21 protein-coding genes are annotated in these 21,040 nt (G+C 63.6%); 14 read left to right on the forward strand and 7 right to left on the reverse strand.

Features of this window, described 5'->3' with window-relative positions; genetic code table 11:
* Positions 1–28 precede the first annotated feature (28 nt).
* From PAN08_RS16075 to PAN08_RS16100, 6 genes are all read left to right on the forward strand, one after another.
* On the forward strand, positions 29–703 hold the full coding sequence (locus PAN08_RS16075; RefSeq protein WP_269792525.1) for an isochorismatase family protein: 675 nt from the start codon (positions 29–31) through the stop codon (positions 701–703).
* Positions 700–1,635 carry a polysaccharide deacetylase family protein gene (locus PAN08_RS16080; RefSeq protein WP_269792526.1) on the forward strand — a complete coding sequence of 312 codons (936 nt, stop codon included), beginning with the start codon at positions 700–702 and terminating at the stop codon, positions 1,633–1,635. The genes PAN08_RS16075 and PAN08_RS16080 overlap by 4 nt, the downstream gene beginning before the upstream one ends.
* On the forward strand, positions 1,632–2,552 hold the full coding sequence (locus tag PAN08_RS16085; protein WP_269792527.1) for a polysaccharide deacetylase family protein: 921 nt from the start codon (positions 1,632–1,634) through the stop codon (positions 2,550–2,552). The genes PAN08_RS16080 and PAN08_RS16085 overlap by 4 nt, the downstream gene beginning before the upstream one ends.
* Before the next feature lie 60 nt (positions 2,553–2,612).
* A complete protein-coding gene (locus PAN08_RS16090) occupies positions 2,613–4,292 on the forward strand; it encodes an electron transfer flavoprotein-ubiquinone oxidoreductase (protein WP_269792528.1) in 1,680 nt (559 codons plus the stop codon).
* A 28-nt stretch (positions 4,293–4,320) separates the two neighbouring features.
* On the forward strand, positions 4,321–5,205 hold the full coding sequence (prpB, locus tag PAN08_RS16095) for a methylisocitrate lyase (protein ID WP_269792529.1): 885 nt from the start codon (positions 4,321–4,323) through the stop codon (positions 5,203–5,205).
* A 357-nt stretch (positions 5,206–5,562) separates the two neighbouring features.
* Entirely contained in the window at positions 5,563–5,961 is a 399-nt protein-coding gene (locus tag PAN08_RS16100) for a c-type cytochrome (RefSeq protein WP_269792530.1), read from the forward strand.
* A 30-nt stretch (positions 5,962–5,991) separates the two neighbouring features.
* Here the strand turns inward: PAN08_RS16100 and PAN08_RS16105 are convergent, their stop codons facing one another.
* On the reverse strand, positions 5,992–6,765 hold the full coding sequence (locus PAN08_RS16105) for a glucose 1-dehydrogenase (protein ID WP_269792531.1): 774 nt from the start codon (positions 6,763–6,765) through the stop codon (positions 5,992–5,994).
* A 272-nt stretch (positions 6,766–7,037) separates the two neighbouring features.
* A complete protein-coding gene (locus PAN08_RS16110) occupies positions 7,038–8,948 on the reverse strand; it encodes an alpha/beta fold hydrolase (protein WP_269792532.1) in 1,911 nt (636 codons plus the stop codon).
* A 248-nt stretch (positions 8,949–9,196) separates the two neighbouring features.
* Between PAN08_RS16110 and PAN08_RS16115 the strand changes: the two genes are divergently transcribed.
* From PAN08_RS16115 to PAN08_RS16140, 6 genes are all read left to right on the forward strand, one after another.
* Positions 9,197–9,625 carry a c-type cytochrome gene (locus PAN08_RS16115; RefSeq protein ID WP_269792533.1) on the forward strand — a complete coding sequence of 143 codons (429 nt, stop codon included), beginning with the start codon at positions 9,197–9,199 and terminating at the stop codon, positions 9,623–9,625.
* 71 nt (positions 9,626–9,696) lie between these two features.
* A complete protein-coding gene (locus PAN08_RS16120; RefSeq protein ID WP_269792534.1) occupies positions 9,697–10,188 on the forward strand; it encodes a VOC family protein in 492 nt (163 codons plus the stop codon).
* Positions 10,185–10,904: a hypothetical protein gene (locus tag PAN08_RS16125; protein ID WP_269792535.1), complete on the forward strand. Its 720-nt coding sequence runs from the start codon at positions 10,185–10,187 to the stop codon at positions 10,902–10,904. The genes PAN08_RS16120 and PAN08_RS16125 overlap by 4 nt, the downstream gene beginning before the upstream one ends.
* Before the next feature lie 2 nt (positions 10,905–10,906).
* Positions 10,907–11,569, forward strand: coding sequence for a hypothetical protein (locus PAN08_RS16130; protein ID WP_269792536.1), 663 nt, complete (start codon positions 10,907–10,909; stop codon positions 11,567–11,569).
* The gene (locus PAN08_RS16135) at positions 11,566–13,146 is read left to right on the forward strand and encodes an FAD-binding oxidoreductase (RefSeq protein ID WP_269792537.1); all 1,581 of its coding nucleotides are present in this window, start codon (positions 11,566–11,568) and stop codon (positions 13,144–13,146) included. The genes PAN08_RS16130 and PAN08_RS16135 overlap by 4 nt, the downstream gene beginning before the upstream one ends.
* A 163-nt stretch (positions 13,147–13,309) precedes the next feature.
* Positions 13,310–13,606, forward strand: coding sequence for a hypothetical protein (locus tag PAN08_RS16140; protein ID WP_269792538.1), 297 nt, complete (start codon positions 13,310–13,312; stop codon positions 13,604–13,606).
* A gap of 9 nt (positions 13,607–13,615) precedes the next feature.
* Here PAN08_RS16140 and PAN08_RS16145 read toward each other — a convergent pair whose 3' ends face one another.
* From PAN08_RS16145 to PAN08_RS16160, 4 genes are read right to left on the reverse strand one after another with little or no spacing between them, the layout of a single operon-like run.
* On the reverse strand, positions 13,616–15,034 hold the full coding sequence (locus PAN08_RS16145) for an aldehyde dehydrogenase family protein (protein WP_269792539.1): 1,419 nt from the start codon (positions 15,032–15,034) through the stop codon (positions 13,616–13,618).
* Complete coding sequence (locus tag PAN08_RS16150; protein WP_269792540.1) at positions 15,027–16,070, reverse strand: nitrilase-related carbon-nitrogen hydrolase; 1,044 nt, start codon at positions 16,068–16,070, stop codon at positions 15,027–15,029. Before PAN08_RS16150 ends, PAN08_RS16145 begins: the two co-directional genes overlap by 8 nt.
* The gene (locus tag PAN08_RS16155) at positions 16,067–16,399 is read right to left on the reverse strand and encodes a DUF1330 domain-containing protein (RefSeq protein ID WP_269792541.1); all 333 of its coding nucleotides are present in this window, start codon (positions 16,397–16,399) and stop codon (positions 16,067–16,069) included. The genes PAN08_RS16150 and PAN08_RS16155 overlap by 4 nt, the downstream gene beginning before the upstream one ends.
* 7 nt (positions 16,400–16,406) lie before the next feature.
* The gene (locus PAN08_RS16160) at positions 16,407–17,186 is read right to left on the reverse strand and encodes an enoyl-CoA hydratase/isomerase family protein (RefSeq protein ID WP_269792542.1); all 780 of its coding nucleotides are present in this window, start codon (positions 17,184–17,186) and stop codon (positions 16,407–16,409) included.
* 56 nt (positions 17,187–17,242) lie between these two features.
* On the opposite strand from PAN08_RS16160, the gene PAN08_RS16165 reads away from it, so the two are divergent.
* Both PAN08_RS16165 and PAN08_RS16170 read left to right on the forward strand, forming a co-directional pair.
* Positions 17,243–18,031 carry a GntR family transcriptional regulator gene (locus PAN08_RS16165; RefSeq protein WP_269792543.1) on the forward strand — a complete coding sequence of 263 codons (789 nt, stop codon included), beginning with the start codon at positions 17,243–17,245 and terminating at the stop codon, positions 18,029–18,031.
* A 151-nt stretch (positions 18,032–18,182) separates the two neighbouring features.
* Complete coding sequence (locus PAN08_RS16170) at positions 18,183–19,124, forward strand: VOC family protein (protein WP_269792544.1); 942 nt, start codon at positions 18,183–18,185, stop codon at positions 19,122–19,124.
* 43 nt (positions 19,125–19,167) lie between these two features.
* On the opposite strand, the gene PAN08_RS16175 is transcribed toward PAN08_RS16170, so the two are convergent.
* Positions 19,168–20,772: an alpha/beta hydrolase gene (locus tag PAN08_RS16175; protein WP_269792545.1), complete on the reverse strand. Its 1,605-nt coding sequence runs from the start codon at positions 20,770–20,772 to the stop codon at positions 19,168–19,170.
* Positions 20,773–21,040: the final 268 nt, after the last annotated feature.

Here is a 21,040-nt window from a genome sequence, read left to right on the forward strand (position 1 = left end):
TACCGCCCCGACGCAACGGAGAGACCCCATGCCCGTGATGGAAACGTCCAGCCTCACCGCTCGCCAGTACTGGGAGCAGGTCAAGGCCAATCCCAATCGTGCGAAGTTCGGCTTCGGCGCGCGCCCGGCCATCGTCAATATCGATGTGCAGCGTGCGTATACCGACCTGGCCGCATTCAAGACCGCCTATGAAACCGACCCACGCCAGATCGAACACATCAATGCGCTGTCGGCGCAGGTGCGTGCGCTCGGCCTGCCGGTGGTGTGGACCTATGTGGCCTATCTGGAATCGGGTGAGGACGCCGGCACCTGGGGCACGCGCACCAACACGCCGGATTCGCTGCAGAACATCAAGCACGGCTCCGAGCGTGCGCAGTTCGACCCGCGTGCCGACGTGCAGCCGGGCGACATTGTCATGCACAAGCGCATGGCCAGCCCGTTCTTCGAGACCAACCTCTGGTCGCTGTTGACCTTCCACAAGATCGACACGCTGATCATCACCGGCGGCTCCACCTCTGGCTGCATCCGCGCCTGCGTGATCGACAGCCTGTCGCGTGGCTATCGCAGCATCGTTCCGGAAGAGTGCGTGGCCGACAAGCACGAGATTCCACACTTCGCCAACCTGAGCGACATCATGCTCAAGTACGGCGATGTGGAGCCGGTCGACCATGTCGCCGCACAGCTGCAGGCATTGCGCGCATGAATGCCGCGAGCAAATCCGACCCGGGCCTGTTCGACTATTGGCCTTACGACAGCCGGCCAAAGATCGAATGGCCCGGTGGCGCGCGGGTGGCGTTGTGGATCGCGCCCAACATCGAGTTCTACGAATACGCGCCGCCGACCAATCCACAGCGCAAGCCGTGGCCGCGCCCGTTGCCGGACATCCAAAGTTACGGCACGCGTGACTACGGCAACCGCGTGGGCCATCAACGCATGATGCGGGTGATGGACCAATACGGCCTGCGCGGCTCGGTATCGTTGTCCACGGCCGTGCTCAAGCACCATCCGGAAGTGATCCAGATGGCGGCCGAACGCGATTGGGAATTCTTCAGCCACGGCATCTACAACACCCGCTACACCTACGGCATGGACGAGGCGCAGGAGCGGGAGATGATCGCGCATTCGATGGCGTTGATTGCCGAGCACACCGGCCAGCATTGCGATGGCTATCTGGCGCCGGCGTTGTCGCATTCCGATGCCACCATTGACCTGTTCGCTGAAGCCGGTGGCAACTACACCTGCGATCTGTTCCATGACGATCAGCCGACGCCGGTGAAAACGCGCTCCGGCAAACGCTTCGTGTCGGTGCCGTATTCGCTGGAACTCAACGACACCATTGTCTACGTCACCAACAAGATCGAGCCGCGGCGCTATGGTCAGATGATCAAGGACGCGTTCGACCGTTTGTACGCCGAGGGCGAGCAGTCTGGCACGGTGATGTGCGTGCCCCTGCATGCCTATCAGGTGAGCCACCCGCATCGCCTGGCCGCCTTCCAGGACGCGATGGATTACATCTGCAGCCACGACAAGGTGTGGAAGGCCACCGGCCGCGAGATCGCCCGGCATTACCTGGACAACCACTACGACGACGCGCTGGCCTCGATGGCGGCCGTCAACGCGGAGGACGCCGCATGAGCCTGGACCGCAGCTTCCTGGAGTACCCGCAACTGCGCCACGGCATGGACCACGACCGCTATGCGTGGTCGATGCTGGCGCAGCGCCCGCCCGTGCGCTGGCCCGGCGACAAGCCGCTGGCGCTGTGGATCAACCTGACGCTGGAGCACTTTCCGCTCAACCCGAAGGGTGACGGTTTCAAGCCGCACGGCGCGATGGTCATGCCCTACCCGGACCTTCGCCACTACACGTTGCGCGACTATGGCAACCGGGTTGGCGTGTTCCGCGTACTGGATGCGCTGGAAACGTACGGTCTGCGCGCCAGCACCGCCGTCAATGGCGAACTGGCCGAACGCTACCCCGCGTTGCTGCGCCGGCTCAAGGCGCGCAGCGCCGAACTGGTGGCGCACGGCTGGAACATGGACAGCGTGCACTACGGCGGTTTGGCGCCAGCGCGCGAAGCTGAATACATCCAGCGCACTTTGGCGGCCTTGGCGCCATATTCCGATGTACCCCTCCGGGGCTGGCTGTCACCGGCCCGCTCGCAATCGGAAAACACGCCGGAACTGCTGCGGCAGATGGGTCTTGAGTGGTTTGCCGACTGGGTAAACGACGAGCTGCCCTACCCATTCCAGACTGCGCACGGCCCGATGACGGCACTGCCGTTGTCACTGGAATTGGAAGATCGCTTCGTGGTCGGCGAAAATCTGCATGCCGAGGCCGAGTATGCGGACCAGATGGTGGATGCCTGCGACTTCCTGCTTGAGGAAGCACAGCACACCGGTCAGGGACGCCTGCTCGCGCTCAACATCCACCCGTGGGTGATGGGCCAGCCGCACCGCATCAAGCACCTGGAACGCGTGTTCGCCCATCTGGCCGACCGCGCGGGGCTGATCTGGAACGCTGCACCTTCGGAGATCATCGCCGCCTCACGTTGAGGCGGCGGTTCCAGGCAACCGTCGTCGCCAACGCGCCGGCCTTTACCCAAGAGCCCTTGCATGAACACTGAAGCCACCTCCGCACTGCCGCCGCGCGAAGCGATGGAGTTCGACGTCGTCATCGTTGGCGCCGGCCCCGCTGGCCTGGCCACTGCCATCCGTCTGCGCCAGCTGGCGGTGGAAAAGGGGCAGGAACTGTCGGTCTGCGTACTGGAGAAAGGCTCCGAGCCGGGCGCGCACATCCTTTCCGGCGCAGTCATGGACCCGCGTGCGCTCACCGAACTGTTCCCGGACTGGGCCGAACGCGGCGCACCGCTGAAGCAGGCGGTCACCCGCGACGAGTTCCTGTTCCTCAATGAAACCGGCGCCAAGACCACGCCCAACGCGCTGCTGCCCAAGTGCTTCCACAACGAGGGCAGCTACATCATCAGCCTGGGCGAAGTGAGCCGCTGGCTGGCGCAGCAGGCCGAGGCACTGGAGGTCTCCATCTTCCCGGGCTTTGCCGCCGCCGAAGTGCTGTACGACGACACCGGCGCAGTGATGGGCGTGGCCACCGGCGACATGGGCATCCACAAAGACGGCACACCCGGCCCGAACTTCGAGCGCGGCATGGAGCTGCACGCCAAGTACACCGTGTTTGCCGAAGGCTCACGCGGCCACCTCGGCCGCCAGTTGATCAGCAAGTTCAAGCTCGACGCCGGCAAGGACCCGCAGGCCTACGGTATCGGCATCAAGGAGCTGTGGCAGATCGACCCGGCCAAGCACGAACCGGGCCTGGTGGTGCACGCCGCTGGCTGGCCGCTGGACAACGACACCTACGGTGGTGCGTTCCTGTATCACGCAGAAGGCGGCAAAGTGTCGATCGGTTATGTGGTTGGCCTGGACTACAAGAATCCCTGGCTGAGCCCGTTCGAAGAGTTCCAGCGCTTCAAAACGCATCCGTCGATCCGCAAGCACCTGGAAGGTGGCAAGCGCATCGCCTACGGCGCGCGTGCGATCACCGCCGGTGGCATCCTGTCGCTGCCCAAGACCGTGTTCCCGGGCGGCGCGCTGGTCGGCTGTGAAGCCGGCTATCTCAACGTCAGCCGCATCAAGGGCAGCCACGCCGCGATCAAGACCGGCATGCTCGCTGCCGAGGCGGCGTTCGATGCATTGGTGGCCGGCCGTTCGCGCGATGAACTGAGCGCGTATCCGGAAGCCTTCGAGAACAGCTGGCTGAAGGCCGAGCTGATGCAGGCCAAGAACTTCAAGCAGTGGTTCAAGAAGGGCCGCACCGTGGCCACGCTGATGACCGGCATCGAACAGTTGGTGCTGCCAATGCTTGGCTTCCGTACCGCGCCGTGGACCATCCACCGCACCAAGGCCGACCACGAGTGCCTGGAGCCAGCCGCCACGCAGCCCAAGATCAACTACCCGAAGCCGGACAACGTGCTGACCTTCGACCGCTTGAGCTCGGTGTTCCTGTCTTCGACCAATCACGAAGAAGACCAGCCCAGCCATCTCACGCTGAAGGACCCGAGCATCCCGGTGAGCGTGAACCTTGCGACTTACGGTGGCCCGGAAGCGCGTTACTGCCCGGCGGGCGTCTATGAATTTGTCGGCGAAGGCAACGACACGCGTCTGCAGATCAACGCGCAGAACTGCGTGCACTGCAAGACCTGCGACATCAAGGATCCGACCCAGAACATCGTGTGGGTGACCCCGCAAGGTGGCGGCGGACCGAACTACCCGGCGATGTAAGCATCGCCATCCAACCACAGGAGTTTCGATGAGCATTGTCAGTCCAGGCGCCCGCTTCCGCGCGGCGTTGCGGGAAGAACGTCCGCTGCAGATCCCGGGTGCCATCAACGCCAACCATGCGTTGCTGGCCAAGCGTGCGGGCTTCCGTGCGGTCTACCTGTCCGGTGGCGGTGTCGCTGCCGGCTCGTTGGGCCTGCCGGACCTGGGCATCAACACCATGGACGACGTGCTCACCGACATCCGACGCATCACCGACGTGTGCGACCTGCCGTTGCTGTCGGACATCGACACCGGCTTCGGCCCGAGCGCGTTCAACATCGCGCGCACGGTGAAGTCGCTGATCAAAGCGGGCGCGGCGGCCTGCCACATCGAGGACCAGGTAGGCGCCAAGCGTTGCGGCCACCGCCCGAACAAGGAAATCGTGTCGCTGGGCGAAATGGTGGACCGCGTCAAAGCCGCCGCCGATGCCAAGACCGATCCGGACTTTTTCTTGATCGCCCGCACCGACGCCATCCAGATGGAAGGCGTGGACGCGGCCATCGAGCGTTCGCTGGCCTGCGTGGAAGCTGGCGCCGATGGCATCTTTGCCGAAGCGTCGTACGACCTTGAGACGTACAAGCGTTTCGCGGATGCGGTGAAGGTGCCGGTGCTGGCCAACCTCACCGAGTTCGGCCAGACACCGTTGTTCTCGACCGAAGAGCTGGGCTCGGTGGGCGTGGCGATGTGCATCTACCCGTTGTCAGCGTTCCGCGCGATGAACAAGGCCGCAGAGAACGTGTACACCGCGATCCGCCGTGATGGCCACCAGCGCAACGTGGTGGAGACCATGCAGACCCGCGAGGAGCTGTACGAGCGGATCGGCTATCACACGTTCGAGCAGAGTCTGGATCAGACCTTTGCTGCGAAGAAGTGAGTGGGGTTTGACGGGGCTGGATGATTGAGGCTTTGGGCTTTGGGCTTTGGGCTTTGGGCTTTGGGCTCTGGGCTTTGGGCTTTGGGGCTTTGGGGCTTTGGGGCTTTGGGGCTTTGGGGCTTTGGGGCTTTGGGGCTTTTGGGGCTTTGGCTGAGCCGCGGACCCGAAGCTCAAGCAATGCTCGAATGCATCCCTTCTCCCGCGAGCGGGAGAAGGTGCCCGAAGGGCGGATGAGGGGAAGCTTCTGCTTCTCCGCTTCTGCTTCTCGGCGTCCCCTCCCCGCCTTTGCTTTCCCCACCCATCACCGGCCATCATTCCCCGCCGCAGCCACGCGGTTGCCGTCGCAACGAGGAAACGATGTCACGCCTGCTGGTACTGGGAATCTGTCTATCGCTGAGCGCCTGCGGTCAACGCGATGCCTTCAACCACTCGGCCAGTGCCGATCCGCATCAGCGCGAACTGGAACGCGCCTTCGCCATCTGTGCTGGTTGCCATGACACGCGCCCCAACCTCGGCCACCGCGTCGGCCCCAACCTGCACGGCGTGATCGGCCGCAAGGCCGGCACTGCGCCGGGTTATCACTATTCCGAAGCGATGAGGGCCAGCGGCATCACCTGGGATGCGCAAACCCTGGATGCCTTCCTCAAGTCGCCGACCAAGCAGGTGCCCGGCAGCAAAATGGTCAATACAACCGCCGATCCGGCACGCCGCCAAGCGGTGATCGAGTACCTGTCAGCATTGCCCGAGCAGCAGTGAACCGCTCGGTGTTCTTTCGTAACGCGGGCATCAATCCAGCGTCTGCACGCCACCGCCATTGACGAACAAGGTCTGCCCGCTGACCCAGTTCGAAATCGGTGCAGCGAAGTACAGCACCGCACCGGCAATATCATCCGGCTCGCCGAGTCGCTTGATCGGCGTATGCGACAACATCCGCGCTTCAATCTCCGGGGTCAGCACCGTCGCCAGCGCACCGGTACGCACCGCACCGGGCCCTACCGCATTGATACGGATTTCCGGGCCGTAGTCGTGTGCCAGATTCGCTGTCATGTGGTTGATTGCCGCCTTGGAGGCAGCGTAGGCGCTGATCGCTGGGCTTTTGTTGATGGAACTCATTGACGACATGTTGATGATCGAACCATAGCCGGCGCGTTTCATGTGCGGCGCGCACAACTGCGACAACCGCCAGGCGCTGAACACGTTGATCTGGAACGGCCGCTCGAATTGCTCCAGCGTGATCTCGAACGGGCTTTCATGCCCGCCTCCGCCGCCGCCCGCGTTGTTGACCAAAATATGGATGCCACCCAGTTCGGCGGTGGTGTACTCCACCAGCTGCACCAGGTCCTCATCCTTCAGCACATTGCATTCCTGCGCCAAGGCACGGCCACCATGTGTGGTGATCTCACTGGCGACCCTCTCGGCATCGGCCAGCTTCAGGTCGGCGATCACCACCGCGGCGCCATAGGCTGCGAGCATCAAAGCGCACGCACGGCCGATGCCATTGCCACCTCCGGTAACGATGGCGACTTTGCCATTGAGGTCGAACTGCGAGGGAAGATTCATCGGCGGCTTGCTCCTGTCAGACCCGCGTGGCGCTGTACGGAAGACAGCAACCGATGCGTTCACGCCGGTTGCCGGGGTGATCAGTCTGCAGAGCGGCGTGGAAATCCCAGGTGAAATGCGCGTATCGAATCCCGGGGCGCTCCGGGGCGGCCATCAAAATCCGGCGCGCGGCGCAGCGCAATCGCCGATCGCTCGACGCCTTCCCCGTATGCACACAAACCAGGATTGCCGCGCGCATTCTCGCCGGACGAACGGGAATGCGCGCGGGCCGCTCACTGCCCGATATGTTCCTGCAGGAATGTCTCCAGCGTTTGATAGAAGGCGATGCTGTTTTCATCGTTGTAGAAACCGTGGCCTTCGCCAGGAACAGCCATCCATTGCGGTGGTTTGCCAGCGGCGGTCAATGCGCTGCGCATCGCATTGGCTTGAGCGATCGGGGTGCGTTCGTCACGCTCGCCATGTGCAAGAAACACCGGCGCCTTGATACGTGCTGCCAGGCTCACCGGTGAGTTGGCAACCAGCTCTTCATCACTTCGTCCAATCACTCGCGTCAGATAATTGCGACCGTACGCGTCGTCTTTGATGTCGCCTTTCTTGTACATCATCTTCAAGTCGTACACACCCGCCAGACCCACCGCGCAACGGATGCGCTCGGGATAACGCGCGGCCAACATCATCGCCGAGTAAGCACCAAAGCTGGCGCCATACGTGCACACGCGCGCAGGGTCAGCCAACCCCTTGGCCACCGCATCATCCAGCCCCTCCAACAGATCCTGCTGGATGCGTGTGCCCCACTGCAGGTAGCCCTGCCGCTGGAATGCCCGACCACGTCCGCCACTGCCCCGGTAGTTGACCTGCACCACCAGGTAGCCACGATTGGCCAGGAACTGGGCGGCTGTGTCGTAGAACCAGTCATCGCTCACGCCATGCGGACCACCGTGTGGCAGCAGTACGGTCGGCAGACGACGCCCTTCGCTGTTGCGTGGAGTGGTAAGAATGGCCTCCAGCTCCAAGCCATCGCTGGCGGTGAAACGCACCGGACGGCGCTCGGCCATCAAGGCAGGATCAATCGCCTCACGCGGCGACAGCACCTTCTCCAGTTTGTTGGTGGAGCGACGAAACACATACCAGCTCCCGGGGTCGCTATCACTGTCCAGATGCAGCAGCACCGTCTGCCCGTCGCGACTGATGTCATCGAAGGTCACATGCTGTTGCGGCAGCAGGTCGGACAGGCTCTTGTGCAACTGGGCATCCGGACGACCGGCATCGAAGTAGTCCAGGCGAGGGCGCCCGCTCTGCAATGCCGCGGCAAAAGGAATCGACGGCGATGCGGTCCACTGCAGATAGCCAATGTTGCTGAAATCATCGGCGAGCAAAACATCCAGGTCGGTGGCTTTTGGATCGCTCACGACCAGCTGCATCGGCCCTTCATTGCGGCTGTATGTGGCATACACCTTGCTGTTGTCCGCCGAGAACACCAGCGGTGTCCAGATGCCTCCGGAAGCCGGTGACATTGGCTCCCACCGGCGACCATCGTCAGAGGTATACAGCAGGTAATTGTCGTCCTCATCGCGCCCCGTGGCATAGCGTGCGATGCCATTTCGGTCGATGACGAACTCCAGGCTTGGCACGTTGATATCGGCAATCAACTTGAAGTTTGGTCGCTGTGTGTCGACGGCGTAGAGCATTGACGAGGTTGGGACACGCTTGAGCTGGCGCATGTAGAAGCGGCCATCGTTGCTCTGGGCAATGCCTTCGATGAAGCCAAAGCCACGGTCCAGCCCCGTCGCCGCGTTCTGCTGCTCGTAGCCATAGATGTAGCGTTGATTCTGGCCGTCGAAATCGCTGGCGATGATCTCGCCCGAGGGCACTGGCTTCTCCAGCGAACCGTACTTGCGGCCCTTGGCGATCACCAACCGCTTGTCACTGACCCAGGCAATCTGGAACGGCGACTGATAGATCGGCAGGCGCAGCACCGCCGTGCGCTGCATGTCCGACAGCCGTAGCACTTGCAACGCGTGATTGCCCTGACCAAAGTCGGTTGCAAACGCCAGATACTCGCCGGTCGGCGACAGTCTCGGCATCGAGAATGGACTGGCCTTGGCAAACGCCTCCACCGGTACGGCCTGTGCAGCTGCCGTTGATGCCACCACATTTCCACATACCGCCAGCAACAGGAACATGACGTTCCTGATCCCCTTCTCCATGACAACTCCCCAGCGGTCAGTTGGACTGGCCTGAAGCCTAGGTCATTTCCCTATTCACAAGAAGCTGCGGCGCGGCATCCCCATGAAAGGGGGCAACCAATGCACAGGATGGGACCTTGCAGCTTTTATTCGCGGCGGCATTCTGCTACTTAATGTCCGGACAAATAAGCGCCGCCGTTCTGGGCGTGGTTTCGCACTTCTGACTCCACCGCAAGGACACGAACATGCGTCATCTGTTGATCTTGGGAGCTTCACTGTTGTTGGCTGCCTGTGGCGGTCAGAGTCCGACCCCGCCGCCGGTAGCAGCAGCCCCGACCATGGATGTTGCCCCGGCAGTCGCCTCCACGACGGCGGCTGCAACCATCAGCGGTGAGCAGGCATTCGCCATGTGCAGCGCCTGCCACAGCCGCCAGGCCGGTGCGCCACAACGCATGGGTCCCAGCCTGCAGGGGCTGGTCGGCCGCAAGGCCGGCAGCAGCACGGGCTTTGCATATTCGCCGGCGCTGCAGGCCAGTGGCATCGTCTGGGATGCGAAGACGTTGGATACCTACCTCACCGCGCCCACCCGCATGGTGCCCGGTACGCGCATGGTCATCGCCGTGCCTGATCCGGCGCGACGCCAGGCGCTGATCGAGTATCTCTCCACCCCCTGAGTTTCCTTCCCGTGGCTGCGCCCGCCCCGGGACCTGCTCCCGGCCGGGCCACCTCCGCAATAAGGAGTGGCATGAATCTCCAGTTCGAACGTTTCACGTTGTTCTGCCGTGACATGGCAGCGTCGTTGCGCTTCTACCGCGACACGCTGGGACTGGTCGTGGTTGAAGAGAAGACACTGCAGGGCGCAATGGCCGGTGGGCTGCTGCAGTTGCCGCCGTGCACGATGCGCATCGCGTTGCTGGCTGCGGCAAGCGATACAGCAGTGATCGTTGGCCTGTTCGAGATCAGCGACGTTGCCATTGATGCCCTCGACGTACCTACCGGCAAGCCCGCACACGGACAAACCGCGCTGGTGCTGTCCACCACGGACTTCGATGCGCTGCATGGCGCACTGACCACCGGCGGCTATCGGTTCCTGACACCACCACTGTCCTATCCCAAGCGGGTGGCAAGCGAACGTTCGCCTGCCGGTCTCTACCGCGAAATGATCGTTTACGACCCGGACAACGTGCCGGTAAGCATCCTGCAGATCGACCCGTTAGCCGAGGAGGCAACAGCATGAGTGGTGTGATTCGTTCGATTACCGGCACCTTGCGTTACACCAGCAACCAAGCCCACCGCATGGGTGTGGAACGCGGCCGTGAATCCTTCCGACTGGACGTGCACCGTGACGGTTCACGCGTGCTGGCCGCGCATTGCGAGATCGACGATGCCCCGGCGGTGGTGCGCGACGTCAACCTGCGCCTGGATGCCAACAACCTGCCGCAGGAGTGCTTCGTGCGCATCGCCGTGGGCGGGCAGTTCCGTGGCTCGGGCTGGTTCGCTTTTGGCCCAACCGAAGCGCAGTGCGAATCCACCACCACGGTCGAGGGACGCATCTCCCAGCGGTTCCCGCTGCAGGCGCCACTACAGGCATTCGGCAACCACGCCATCATCAACGACAGCTATGCGATGTCGTTGTATGACCTGTCGCAGGGACCAGGCAAACAGACGTTCTTCATGCTGCTGTCCTCGCCCGACCACCGTGGCGCAACCGGGCCGATGATCTTCCCGGTATCGCTGGCCATCGAATATGTCGGCGAGGAGGAGATCGAGGTGATCGCCGGACGTTTCAAAGCGCGCCACTTCCGCATCCTGGATGTCGGCATGCCCGAAGAACATCCGGACTACGACCTGTGGGTGACGGCCGACGAGCATTACATCGTGCTGCGTGCCACGGTCACCGGCTACATGCAGACCGCCTATGAGCTGGACAGCTACGCCGTCGTGGAGCACTGAGCATGCTGCTGCAGATCCTGCTGGTGGCGCACATCGCCGTGCTCGGCTATTGGCTGGGCGCCGAGCTGGTGATCAACAGCACCTACCGCTATGTGTCCTATGGCAGCCACATCCCGTTTGCCGAGCGCAATCGTTTGATGGAACACGTGATGCACGTGGATCAGCATGTGCGCTACGCGCTGGTGCTGCAGGCCGGGCTGGGCTTCTCGCTGGCAGCGCTGTACGGGCTGGTGCCTGGCGCTGAAACCACTGCGGCCATTGCAGGCGTGCTGTGCGTGTTGTGGCTTGGCTTTGTGGAAGCGGTGCATCGGCTGCGCCACGCGCGTGTGGGCATGATGCTGGGAAACATCGATCGCGGCTCGCGTTACGTCTTCATGGCCGTGCTGCTGGCATTGGCCACCGGCCTGCTGGGCGGCAGTTGGGACATGCCGGCATGGCTGCGCTGGAAGCTGGCGCTGTATGCCGGTGTGATGGCATCGGGTGTTGGCATCCGCCTGGCCCTGATCAGCCATTTCCGTACCTGGAAAGTCATGGCCAGCGAAGGCCCCAATGACACCACCAATGCCGTCATCCGACGTACCTATGTCAGGGCCACTACGGTGCTGGCAGTGCTGTGGTTGTTCATTGCCGCCATCGTGGCGGTGAGCATCTGGAAACCGGCATGAACGTGGATGCGCCTGCGTTGGTCGCAAGCCTGCGGAAGATTCTTGGTGACGCTGCGGTGCGGACCGACACTCAGTCGCTGCAACTCATGGCCAGCGACCTGTATGCATCCGGGCCCCTGCCACTGGCGGTGATCCGCCCCGTCGACGACACCCTTGTGGGCGCGGCCGTGGCTACCATCTCCGCCAGCGGTGCCTCCGTGGTGCCACGCGGCGGCGGCCTGAGCTACACCGGCGGGTATGCCTGCGAGCCGGCACGCAGCGTGGTCGTTGATCTGTCCGCGCTGAATCGCATCGAACAGATCAGCACCGAGGATATGTACGTCGTCGCCCAGGCCGGTGTCACCTGGAAACAACTGGATGATGCGCTCACGCCACTGGGCCTGCGCTTGCCCTGCTTCGGCACGTTCTCCGGCGCGGGCGCCAGCATCGGCGGTGGTCTCAGTCACGGCGCGCTGTTCTTCGGCAGCGCGCGTCATGGCTCGGCAGCCGACAACGTATTGGGTGTGGAGGTGATCACTGTCGACGGCACCCGCCTGCGCACCGGGCAATGGGCGTTGAAGGCCAATGCCGAGCCGGTGTTCCGCAACTTCGGCCCCGATACCACGGGTCTGTTCATGCACGACGGCGGTGCTTTCGGCGTCAAGACCCGCGCTGCGTTCCGGTTGATTCCATTGCCAGCGCACACGGGCTTTGCGTCGTTCGCGTTTGCCGATTTCGAGGCCGCTGGCAAGGCCTTGTCGGCGATTGCACGCGCGGGTCTGGCCGACGAGGTTTACGTACTGGATGCCGGCGCGGTGGCCGCGAACGTGGAGCGCGACCGCAGTCTGTCGGCAGCCTGGCGTGCGCTGCGTCTGGTACTGGGCACTGCACGGGGAATCGGCGGCAAGTTCAAGGCAATGGCCGGCCTGATTGCGGCGGGCCGGCGCGTGATCCCGGATAACGCATTCACCCTGCACTTGGTGGCGACCGGCAACTGCCGTGCAACCGTCGAGCACGATCTTGCGCATGCGCAGACCCTGGCATCGGCACAGGGCGGCAGCCGCATCGCTGCGACCGTGCCGCGCATGGCACGTGCCGATCCCTTCCCCGGCCTCAATGCGGTGCTAGGCGCCAATGGCAGCCGCTGGGCCGCACTCAACGTCAAGGTCGCGCATTCGCGTGCCGCAGGGTTGATCACCGCGCATCAGCAGCTGATCGAATGTCACCGCGCCGCGATGGAGGCCCACGGCGTGCGCGTGACGTATTTATGCTCGGCGCTGTGCACCTACAGCTTCAGCTTTGAAGCGGTGTTTCATTGGCATGACACGTGGCATCCGCTGCACGAGGCAAAGGTGGATGCTGCGCTGTTGGCAGGGTTCACTCCGCCAGAAGCCAACCTACCCGCACGTGCCCTGGTGGCACAGTTGCGAGAGGAGACCTGCGCTCTGTTCGCCGAACAGGGCGGTGCGTCCAATCAGATCGGGCGCACCTACCCGTTCGTCGAGGTACTGGATCAGGCGCCATTGGCGCTGCTGCGAGGGATCAAGCAGCAGCTGGATCCGAAGGCACGAATGAACCCCGGCGTCCTTGGCCTGTAGCTGCCGGGGTTACTGTTGAGAAGCGGCGCAGGCAGCAACACCGGAGCCCTGAACGCTCACATGCGTTTGCGGACGGCTTCCCTGGCCTGACCTTCCCTGCACGCCTGCTGTGGCAGGATGCGCTACCGACCAATTCGGGGGCATTGCGTTGCGACCGTTGCATGTGTTCAAGAAGATCTTGCTGATGGGCTCAGTCATGGTGCCGGGTGCCGCGTCGGCCATGCAGCAATGTCCGCCGGAATTCGGCGAGAAATCCTCTGCATTCTGGGCGCTCGGTTGGGCGGTCTTCGCGCTGTTCGTAATCGCCGGCACGGTGCTGCCGTGGTTGGTATTCCGCGCCACCGGCAGCGCGCGGCCGCCGTGGCGCTGGACGCTGCGTATCGCCAGCATTCCGGCAATGCTGGCGATGTGGCTGCTGGGCTCCGGAATCTTCCTCGGCCGGTTTGTCCTGGTCTGCTGACGCAGCTGCTCAGGCTGCGGGGAACCACCATGGCGAGGCGGTGCCGGTGTTGATCAGCAGCGCACGTGCCCGCACAAAGCGACGGATGGAAGCGGTGCCCATGCGCGAGCCGCCCATGCCGGACAGTTTGAAGCTCTGCTTCTCGGCGGTCTGCACCATGCCGGTCAGGCAGGCATCATTGATCGAGATGCCACCGGCCTGCAGTTGACGTGCAACACGCTGCGCGCGTTCCGGGTTCTGCGTGAATACCGCAGCGGACAAGCCGAACTCGGTGGCGTTGGCACGCGCGATGGCCTCGTTCTCATCGGCCACCACGATCACCGGTAGCACGCTGGCGAAACTTTCATCGGCCACCACCGCCATCTCATCGGTGACATCCACCAGCACCGTCGGCGGGCACCACACCCCGCCATGATCAATCAGCTCACCACCGGTCAGTGCGCGTGCGCCCTTGGCTTTGGCATCGGCCAACTGTGCGCGCACCAATTCCACCTGCGATGCAGCGATCACCGGGCCGATCTGGCCCTGCATTGGATCCGGCCATGCCAGTTCCAACGCAGCGGCTTCTTTTACCAACGCGGCGATGAAGGCATCGGCTACCGGCGCTTCGACGTAGACGCGCTCGATGGACATGCAGCTCTGGCCGCCGTTGACGAAGCTGCCCCACGCCAGCGCGCGCGCGGCGTGTTCGATGTTGGCATCGGACAGCACCAACGCCGGGTCCTTGCCGCCCAGTTCCAGCGATGCGGGAATGAAGCGCCGTGCACAGGCTTCGCCGACCTTGCGACCGGTAGCAACCGAACCGGTGAAGCAGATCTGATCACTGGCATCGATCACGGCCTGGCCGGTGGTAGCGGCACCGGTGACGAGCTTGAACACCTCGCCCATTCCCGCTTCGTCAAGCGCATCACGCAACAACGGCACGAAGCGCGAGGTCACTTCACTGGGCTTGGCAAGGATGCTGCAACCGGCCGCCAGCGCCGGCACCGCATCAATCAAGGTCAGCATCAGCGGGAAATTCCACGGGCTGATGACGCCCACTACCGCATACGGCACCCAGGTCTGCTGGGTCTGGATGAAGGGAATGGCTTCCTGCTGCACTGGTTTCTCGGCCAGGCAGGCCGGTGCCTGCTGTGCCCAGCGGCGGATCGCGCCGATGGTGCCGTCCACTTCAATCTGCGATTCGTGCCAGCGGCCGGTATCGGCCAGCAAGGCAGCGAGGAAGCCTTCGCGGCGTGCGGCCAGCGCGTCTCCCAGTGCGCTCAAACGTTGGCAACGCTGCTCGATGCTTTGCCCGGCCCATGCCGGCTGCGCCTGCCGCAGCGCCGCGCCCAGCGCAGCAACGTCAATGGCGGCGGTGACCGGCAGTTCGCCGTCGGATTGGCCGGTGCGCGGGTTGCGCAATGGCAGCGTGGTGGCTTCAGTCATTGCCCAGTACTCCGGCGCTCAGCAGTGCATCGAGGGTGGCCTTCTGGCGGGCGGCAAAATCCGCTCGCTGCGGAATCTTCACGGTGTTGCCATCCAGCAGCGCGTTCGGCTTCAGTGCCGTGCTGGCCAGGCCGGCAGTGATCGCCCCCTGCGGCAGACGTGACAGAAAGTTGCCCATGCCCGGGCGCAACCGGCGACGGCGCAGGCCGGCGATGTCCAGATCGGCATAGGCCGCCATCGACTCACCGGCACCGGCGGCAGCCAGCACGCGGCCCTGGTCATCGACGACCTTGCTCATGCCATCCGCGCTGCCGAGCGGAATATCCACACCACTGATTCCGGCCGTGTTGGCAGATACCACGTAGGCCATGTTTTCGATGGCACGGGCGCGCTTGGCGATGTCCTTGGGCGTCAACTCCGGGCTGCCCACTTCGCTGGTGGAGTGCAGGATCACCTCGGCGCCACGCAAACCCAGCGCGCGGGCGATTTCCGGATAGAGAATTTCTTCAGACGCAATGCAGGCCAGTCGTCCGATCGGCGTGCGCGCCACCGGGAACACACCATCAATGCCATACACATCGAGATATTTGTCCCACACGTCATGCGGGCTTGGCGCGTACAGCGAGATCAAGCGGCGGTAACGCAGAATCTGGTTGCCGCTGTCATCCAGGATCACCGATGACTGGAAGTACAGCTCCGGGAAATTGGGGTCGCGCTCATAAGCGTTGGAACACAGGTACACGCCGTTGTCCTGGGCGATACGGCCCAGCTGTTCGTACTCGGCACCGTCCATCGCAAAGCAGCCCTTGGCCGCCCAGCCCGGAATGGTGTCACCCAGCGGGTAGCTGGTAGCAAAGTATTCCGGCAGCACCACCAGTTTCAGGTCCGCGCCGATGAAGGCCTTGGAGGCTCGGATCTGGCGGCCAATGCGGGTGATGTTGTCGGCCACCGCAAGGGCAGCGTCTTCCGGCGTGGCACAGGCGTTGATGGCGCGACAGGTGGTTTGCAGTGCCAGCGCGCGGTAGGCGTCGATCATGGAGCGGTACCTTCGGTTGCGGTGTCGGTAAGCGGTTGGGTCTGCACGCCGTCGGCGAGCAGTACACGGAACGTGCCGGTGCCATCGCGCAGCGGTTTGATCGCTGCGTATTCCGGCGAATGCCAGAACGCCAGCGCGGCATCGCGGCTGGGCCAGCAAGAGACCACCGTGCGGGTGGTAGCGGGCTCGCCTTCAAGGCGGCGCTGCTCGCCGCCCATCACCAGGTAGTGGCCGCCATATCGGCCGACCACGGCGGGTGTGGCGCGCGCGTAGGCGGCGAATCCCTTGGGGTCGGTAATGTGCGCTTCGATGATCAGGTAGGCAGGCATGGCGGGCTCAGCTGAAACGCGGCGCGCGCTTTTCGAGAAACGCAGCGGCGCCTTCGACGAAATCACGGCTGCTGAAAGCGTCGTTGAACGCGGCATCGGCCTGCGCTGCGCTCAGGCTGGCATCGCCACCGAGGTGGCCAAGTACGGTCTTGATCGCACGCCGCGCCTGTCCGGATGTCGCCAGCAGCTGCTGCACGTGCGTCTGCTCCAGCGCTTCCAGGCCATCGGCATCGGCCAGCTGGTTGACCAGACCCCAATCCCGCGCGGTGGCCGCATCAAGCAGGCGCCCGGTCAGCAGCATCTCGCGGGCGCGGGCCATGCCCACCGTGTTGACCAGCCGGCGGCTGTCGTCGGCGCTGTAGACTAGGCCGAGTTTGGCCGGGGTGATGGCAAAGCGGCTGCGTGCGCTGGACAGGCGCAGGTCGCAGGCCAGCGCCAGGCCAAGCCCGCCGCCCACGCAGGCACCGTCGATGACGGCCAACGTGGTCTGCGGCAGGCGTTGCAGCTTGAGCTGGGTGCGTTGCACTTGGGCGTTGTTGGCGGCGAAGGCGTCCGGTGCGGTGAGCAGTTGTCCCAGCTCGTCGATATCGGCACCCGCACTGAAAGCACCCGGAACGCCGGTCAACACCACGATCTGGGCGTCACTGGTGGCGATGGCATCCAGTGCGGTTTCGATCGCCGCCCAATGGCGGGTAGCCAAGGCGTTGCGCTTGTCCGGTCGATGGATGCCGATGCGGGCAACTGCCCCGTCGCGGCTCCAGGAAATCACGGCATTGTCAGTCGTCATGGTCTACCCTGTTTGTTCTATCGTTATAGCATTAAGCCAAAGGAGGGTGAAGCGAGATGTCCCAGGACACGCTGGCCGCATTGTTGAGTACCAACGCGCACAAGCTGCTGCGCAACGACCTGCCGACACCGCTTTACCACCAGATGTTCAGCCTGCTGCGCGACCGCATCCTCAACGGTGAGATCCCGCGTGGCGCGCGCATTCCCACCGAGTTCGACCTGGCCGAAGGCTTTGGCGTGTCGCGCATCACCGCCAAGCGGGCACTGGATGAACTGGCTGCCGAGGGGTTGGTCGAGCGCCGTCGCGGCAAGGGCACGCACGTCATCCATCGCTCCCGCCCCAAGCCGATGCACAGCCCGCTCACCGGCCTGCTGGAAAGCCTGGAAGTGCTGGCCGAGCACACCAAGGTGCAGCTGCTGCAGTTCCGCCGTGCCGTGCCACCGGAGCCGATCCGCAACCTGTTCGACACCGGCCCGCGCGACCCGCTGGTGCAGGCCATCCGTCTGCGCCGCCGCGGCGATACCCCGTTCGGCTACTACATCAGCTGGACCCACACCGATCACCCGGATTTCAACGAAGCCGGGCTGGCCAACAGCTCGCGTTTGAAGTTGTTCCAAACGGCCGGCATCCACATCAAGCAGGTGGAACAGGTGCTGTCAGCGGTCAATGCCGATGCCATCAGCGCCATGCACCTGAAGGTGGAACCGGGCACCGCCCTACTCGCACTCGAACGCCGCTCCTATGACGGCGACGGCCGCATGGTGGACCTGCTCAACGTGCAGTACCGGCCGGATCAGTTCACCTACCAGATGACCCTGGACGTGGACGACGGCGGGCACGACTGAGGAAGGGTTTCTTCAGGGTGCGAATGTGGCCGCTGCTGTGCGGATGGCCCCGATAGCGGACTCCACCTGACACGGCTGGACAATTTGTCCGGACATATTGCAGGATCAGGACTGGCACGACCCTTCCTCGATCCTGCACTGGGAGTCCCGCATGTTGTCCGAAGTGAAAGCAGTCACCCTTGGCGTCAGCGACCTGCAACGCGCCTGCGCCTTCTACGAACACGCCCTGGGCTACCGCGTGCAGACACGCGGGGCGCTGACACCTGCGCTGGCCCCACTGTGGCGTTTTGACCCCGCGCTCAAGGGCGAGTACGCAATGCTCGCGCCCGACGATTCCGGGCTGGGGCGCATTCGTCTGGTGGCCTTCGACACGCCTGGCCAGCGTTTGTGGAACGCCGACAACCTCTACAACGGCAATGGCTTCTACGCGTTGAATTTCCGCTGCCGCGACGCCCTGGCAACCATGCAGGCCGTCAACGCTGCCGGCGGCAGCAGCGCGCACGCGCCCAGCTATTGGGAAGTGAGCGACCAAGTCGCGGTACGAGACTCTATCAACGATGACCCCGATGGCATCCGCCTGGACGTGTTCTCCTACGAGAAGGGCGGCGATCTGCGTGGACCACTGACTACCGAGGTCAGCGTGGTGCAGACCATCGCCATCGCTACCCGCGACGTGCCACGCGCGGTCGCGTTCTACAAGGCACTCGGCTTTGAGGTGTTGTTCGACCGCGTGCTCGACTTCCCCGAGCTGCAGACCCTGCTCGGCACCGACCGTCCGGTGCGCATCCACAACGTCAACCTGATCAAGGACGGCCACATCGTGCCCGGGCGCGTGGAGATGTTCGGCTACCTCGACATGGAGCATCTGCCCGACGCGCCCCTGCGCGACCTGGCAGTGCCGCCGAACATCGGCATTCTCTCCGCATCACTGGCCAGTACCGACCTGGACGCGGACCTGCAAACGCTCACCGCACTGGGCGCAGAACGCATCGCACGCGGCACGCTGGCACTGCCGGGTTTCGGTGAGTGCGATGTCGCTACCGTCCTCGGCCCGGATGGCGAACAGTTGGAGCTGTTCCAGCCACGGCTCTGAATCGCTGGCAGCATCCAGCAGCGTCAGTGCTGGATGCTGCTGTTCATGCCGTCACCAACCGCTGTGTGCGCAATAGGGCAATGCGGCCTTCGTAATCGTCCTCGTCGCTCGCGATCAAGCGCACGGGTACGTCCAACGCAAGAATCTGCTCGGCCAAGTGCGGTACTACCGCATCGACGAACAGTGGCCGCATGCGTTGACCCAAGCGCAGCAGTTCAACCACGTTGGCATGCACCTGCGCGGTACCCGGACCTGCCAGCAGGCGCCGCGCCTGTGCACTCGGTGCCAGCCACGGCCACAGCAAATGACGTTCGCGTTCCCACTGCCAGGCCTCGGCCATGTGGCCTCCGGCGGCATGTACCTGCGGATCAGGCAACTGCTGCAGGAACGTCGCACATTCGGCTGCCTGCAGCAGCCACGGCTGGTGCAGCACGATCTGCTGCAGCCGTACGCCCAACCACCGCGCCAGTGCGGGGAGGTAGGCACACGCAGCTTCATGCGCATGCACGACAACCGGTAGCGTCGACGAAAACTGTGTGCATATCGCCTGCAGCACGCCATGCATGACAGCCGCCGATGGCGCTACCGTGATTTCCGAAGACGCGCCGTGACCAGGCAACTCGACCGCCACGTGCATGCACTCATCGTCGCGTTGCAGTTCTGGCCGCGTTGGCTGCTGTCCCGGCGCATGCAGGTGGAGCACCAGCGTGCCTTCGCCCGGCTTCAACCACACGGCAATCTCGCCGACCGAGGTTGCCACCATGCGTCGTGACCAGCCGCTGACATCACGCGCCTCCAGCGTCGCCCCGTGCACTGCGTCGGAGGTGGTCTCCTGCAGAATCTCGTCCATGCGCCGGTGCAGGCCATCCACGCCATCGGGGTCTTCAACGCTGATGACGTTGGCCGGCAATGTCGGCAGCCGCTGCCGGTGGGTCAGCAACACGTCATCGCTGCGATAGACCAGCCACGTTGGGCAGCGCAGTTCACCCACACGTTGGCGCTGCGTGTAACGGAATGCAGCACCGTAGCCACTGCGGTAGTTATCACCGACATCCAGGATGTCCATGGCCGCATCGTGCGTGCCCTGAGCGCTGTAAGGCGGCAGGCGGATCGCACATTCGGCAGACGGATCGCACCATGGGAAGAAGTACAGCTGCTCACGCATGCGCGACCACAACCAGCGCAGGTGGCTGCCATCCCAACTCGGAATAAAGGGCGGCAGGTAACGGTCGGTGTAGCGCGCGCGCTCTGCGTCGTCGAACAACGCATAGCCATCGACGATGAGACAGTGCAGCCGCTGCGGCGCGGTCCATGCCAGGTGCATGCCGATCAAGCCACCCGTGTGCATGCCGAACAGTGCGAAGCGATCAATGCCCAATGCGTCGGCAAATTCCAGCGTTGCGTTGGCGAACTGCTCGATGCCTGGTGCGTCATCCGGCAAAGGATCGGAGTAGCCAAAACCCGGCGTATCCGGTGCGATCACCGTATAGCGGCTGGCAAAGCGCTCGATCATCGACAGCCACATCCGCGAGTTCTGCGGCGACTGGTGCAGCAGCAACAGCACTGGCCCATGGCCCGCGTAGCGGTAATGCACATGACGATTTCCGATGCGCACGAACTGGCGCTTGATCAACACATCTGTCTGCATGGGATGCAATCCGGAAGGATGGAGACACACATTGTTATATCAATAAACAACGCGATCTTTATCGTCCCTCCCCACCTACCACCAAGCTCCTCATGTGGCGTGTGCCACCGCCGCAATCCGCAGGCAAATGACATAGGCACCGTACCTATAGAACAAACAAAACCCCCTATTAATGTTGTCTAAAGTCAATTAATTCAGCCAGTTGAAGCGATATCCCGGTTCGCACAGGGGCTGTAACGGCGTTGCAATAGTCCGGTTGATTGTCCGG

The sequence above is a fragment of the Stenotrophomonas sp. Iso1 genome, assembly GCF_027497995.1.
Taxonomy (GTDB): Bacteria; Pseudomonadota; Gammaproteobacteria; order Xanthomonadales; family Xanthomonadaceae; genus Stenotrophomonas.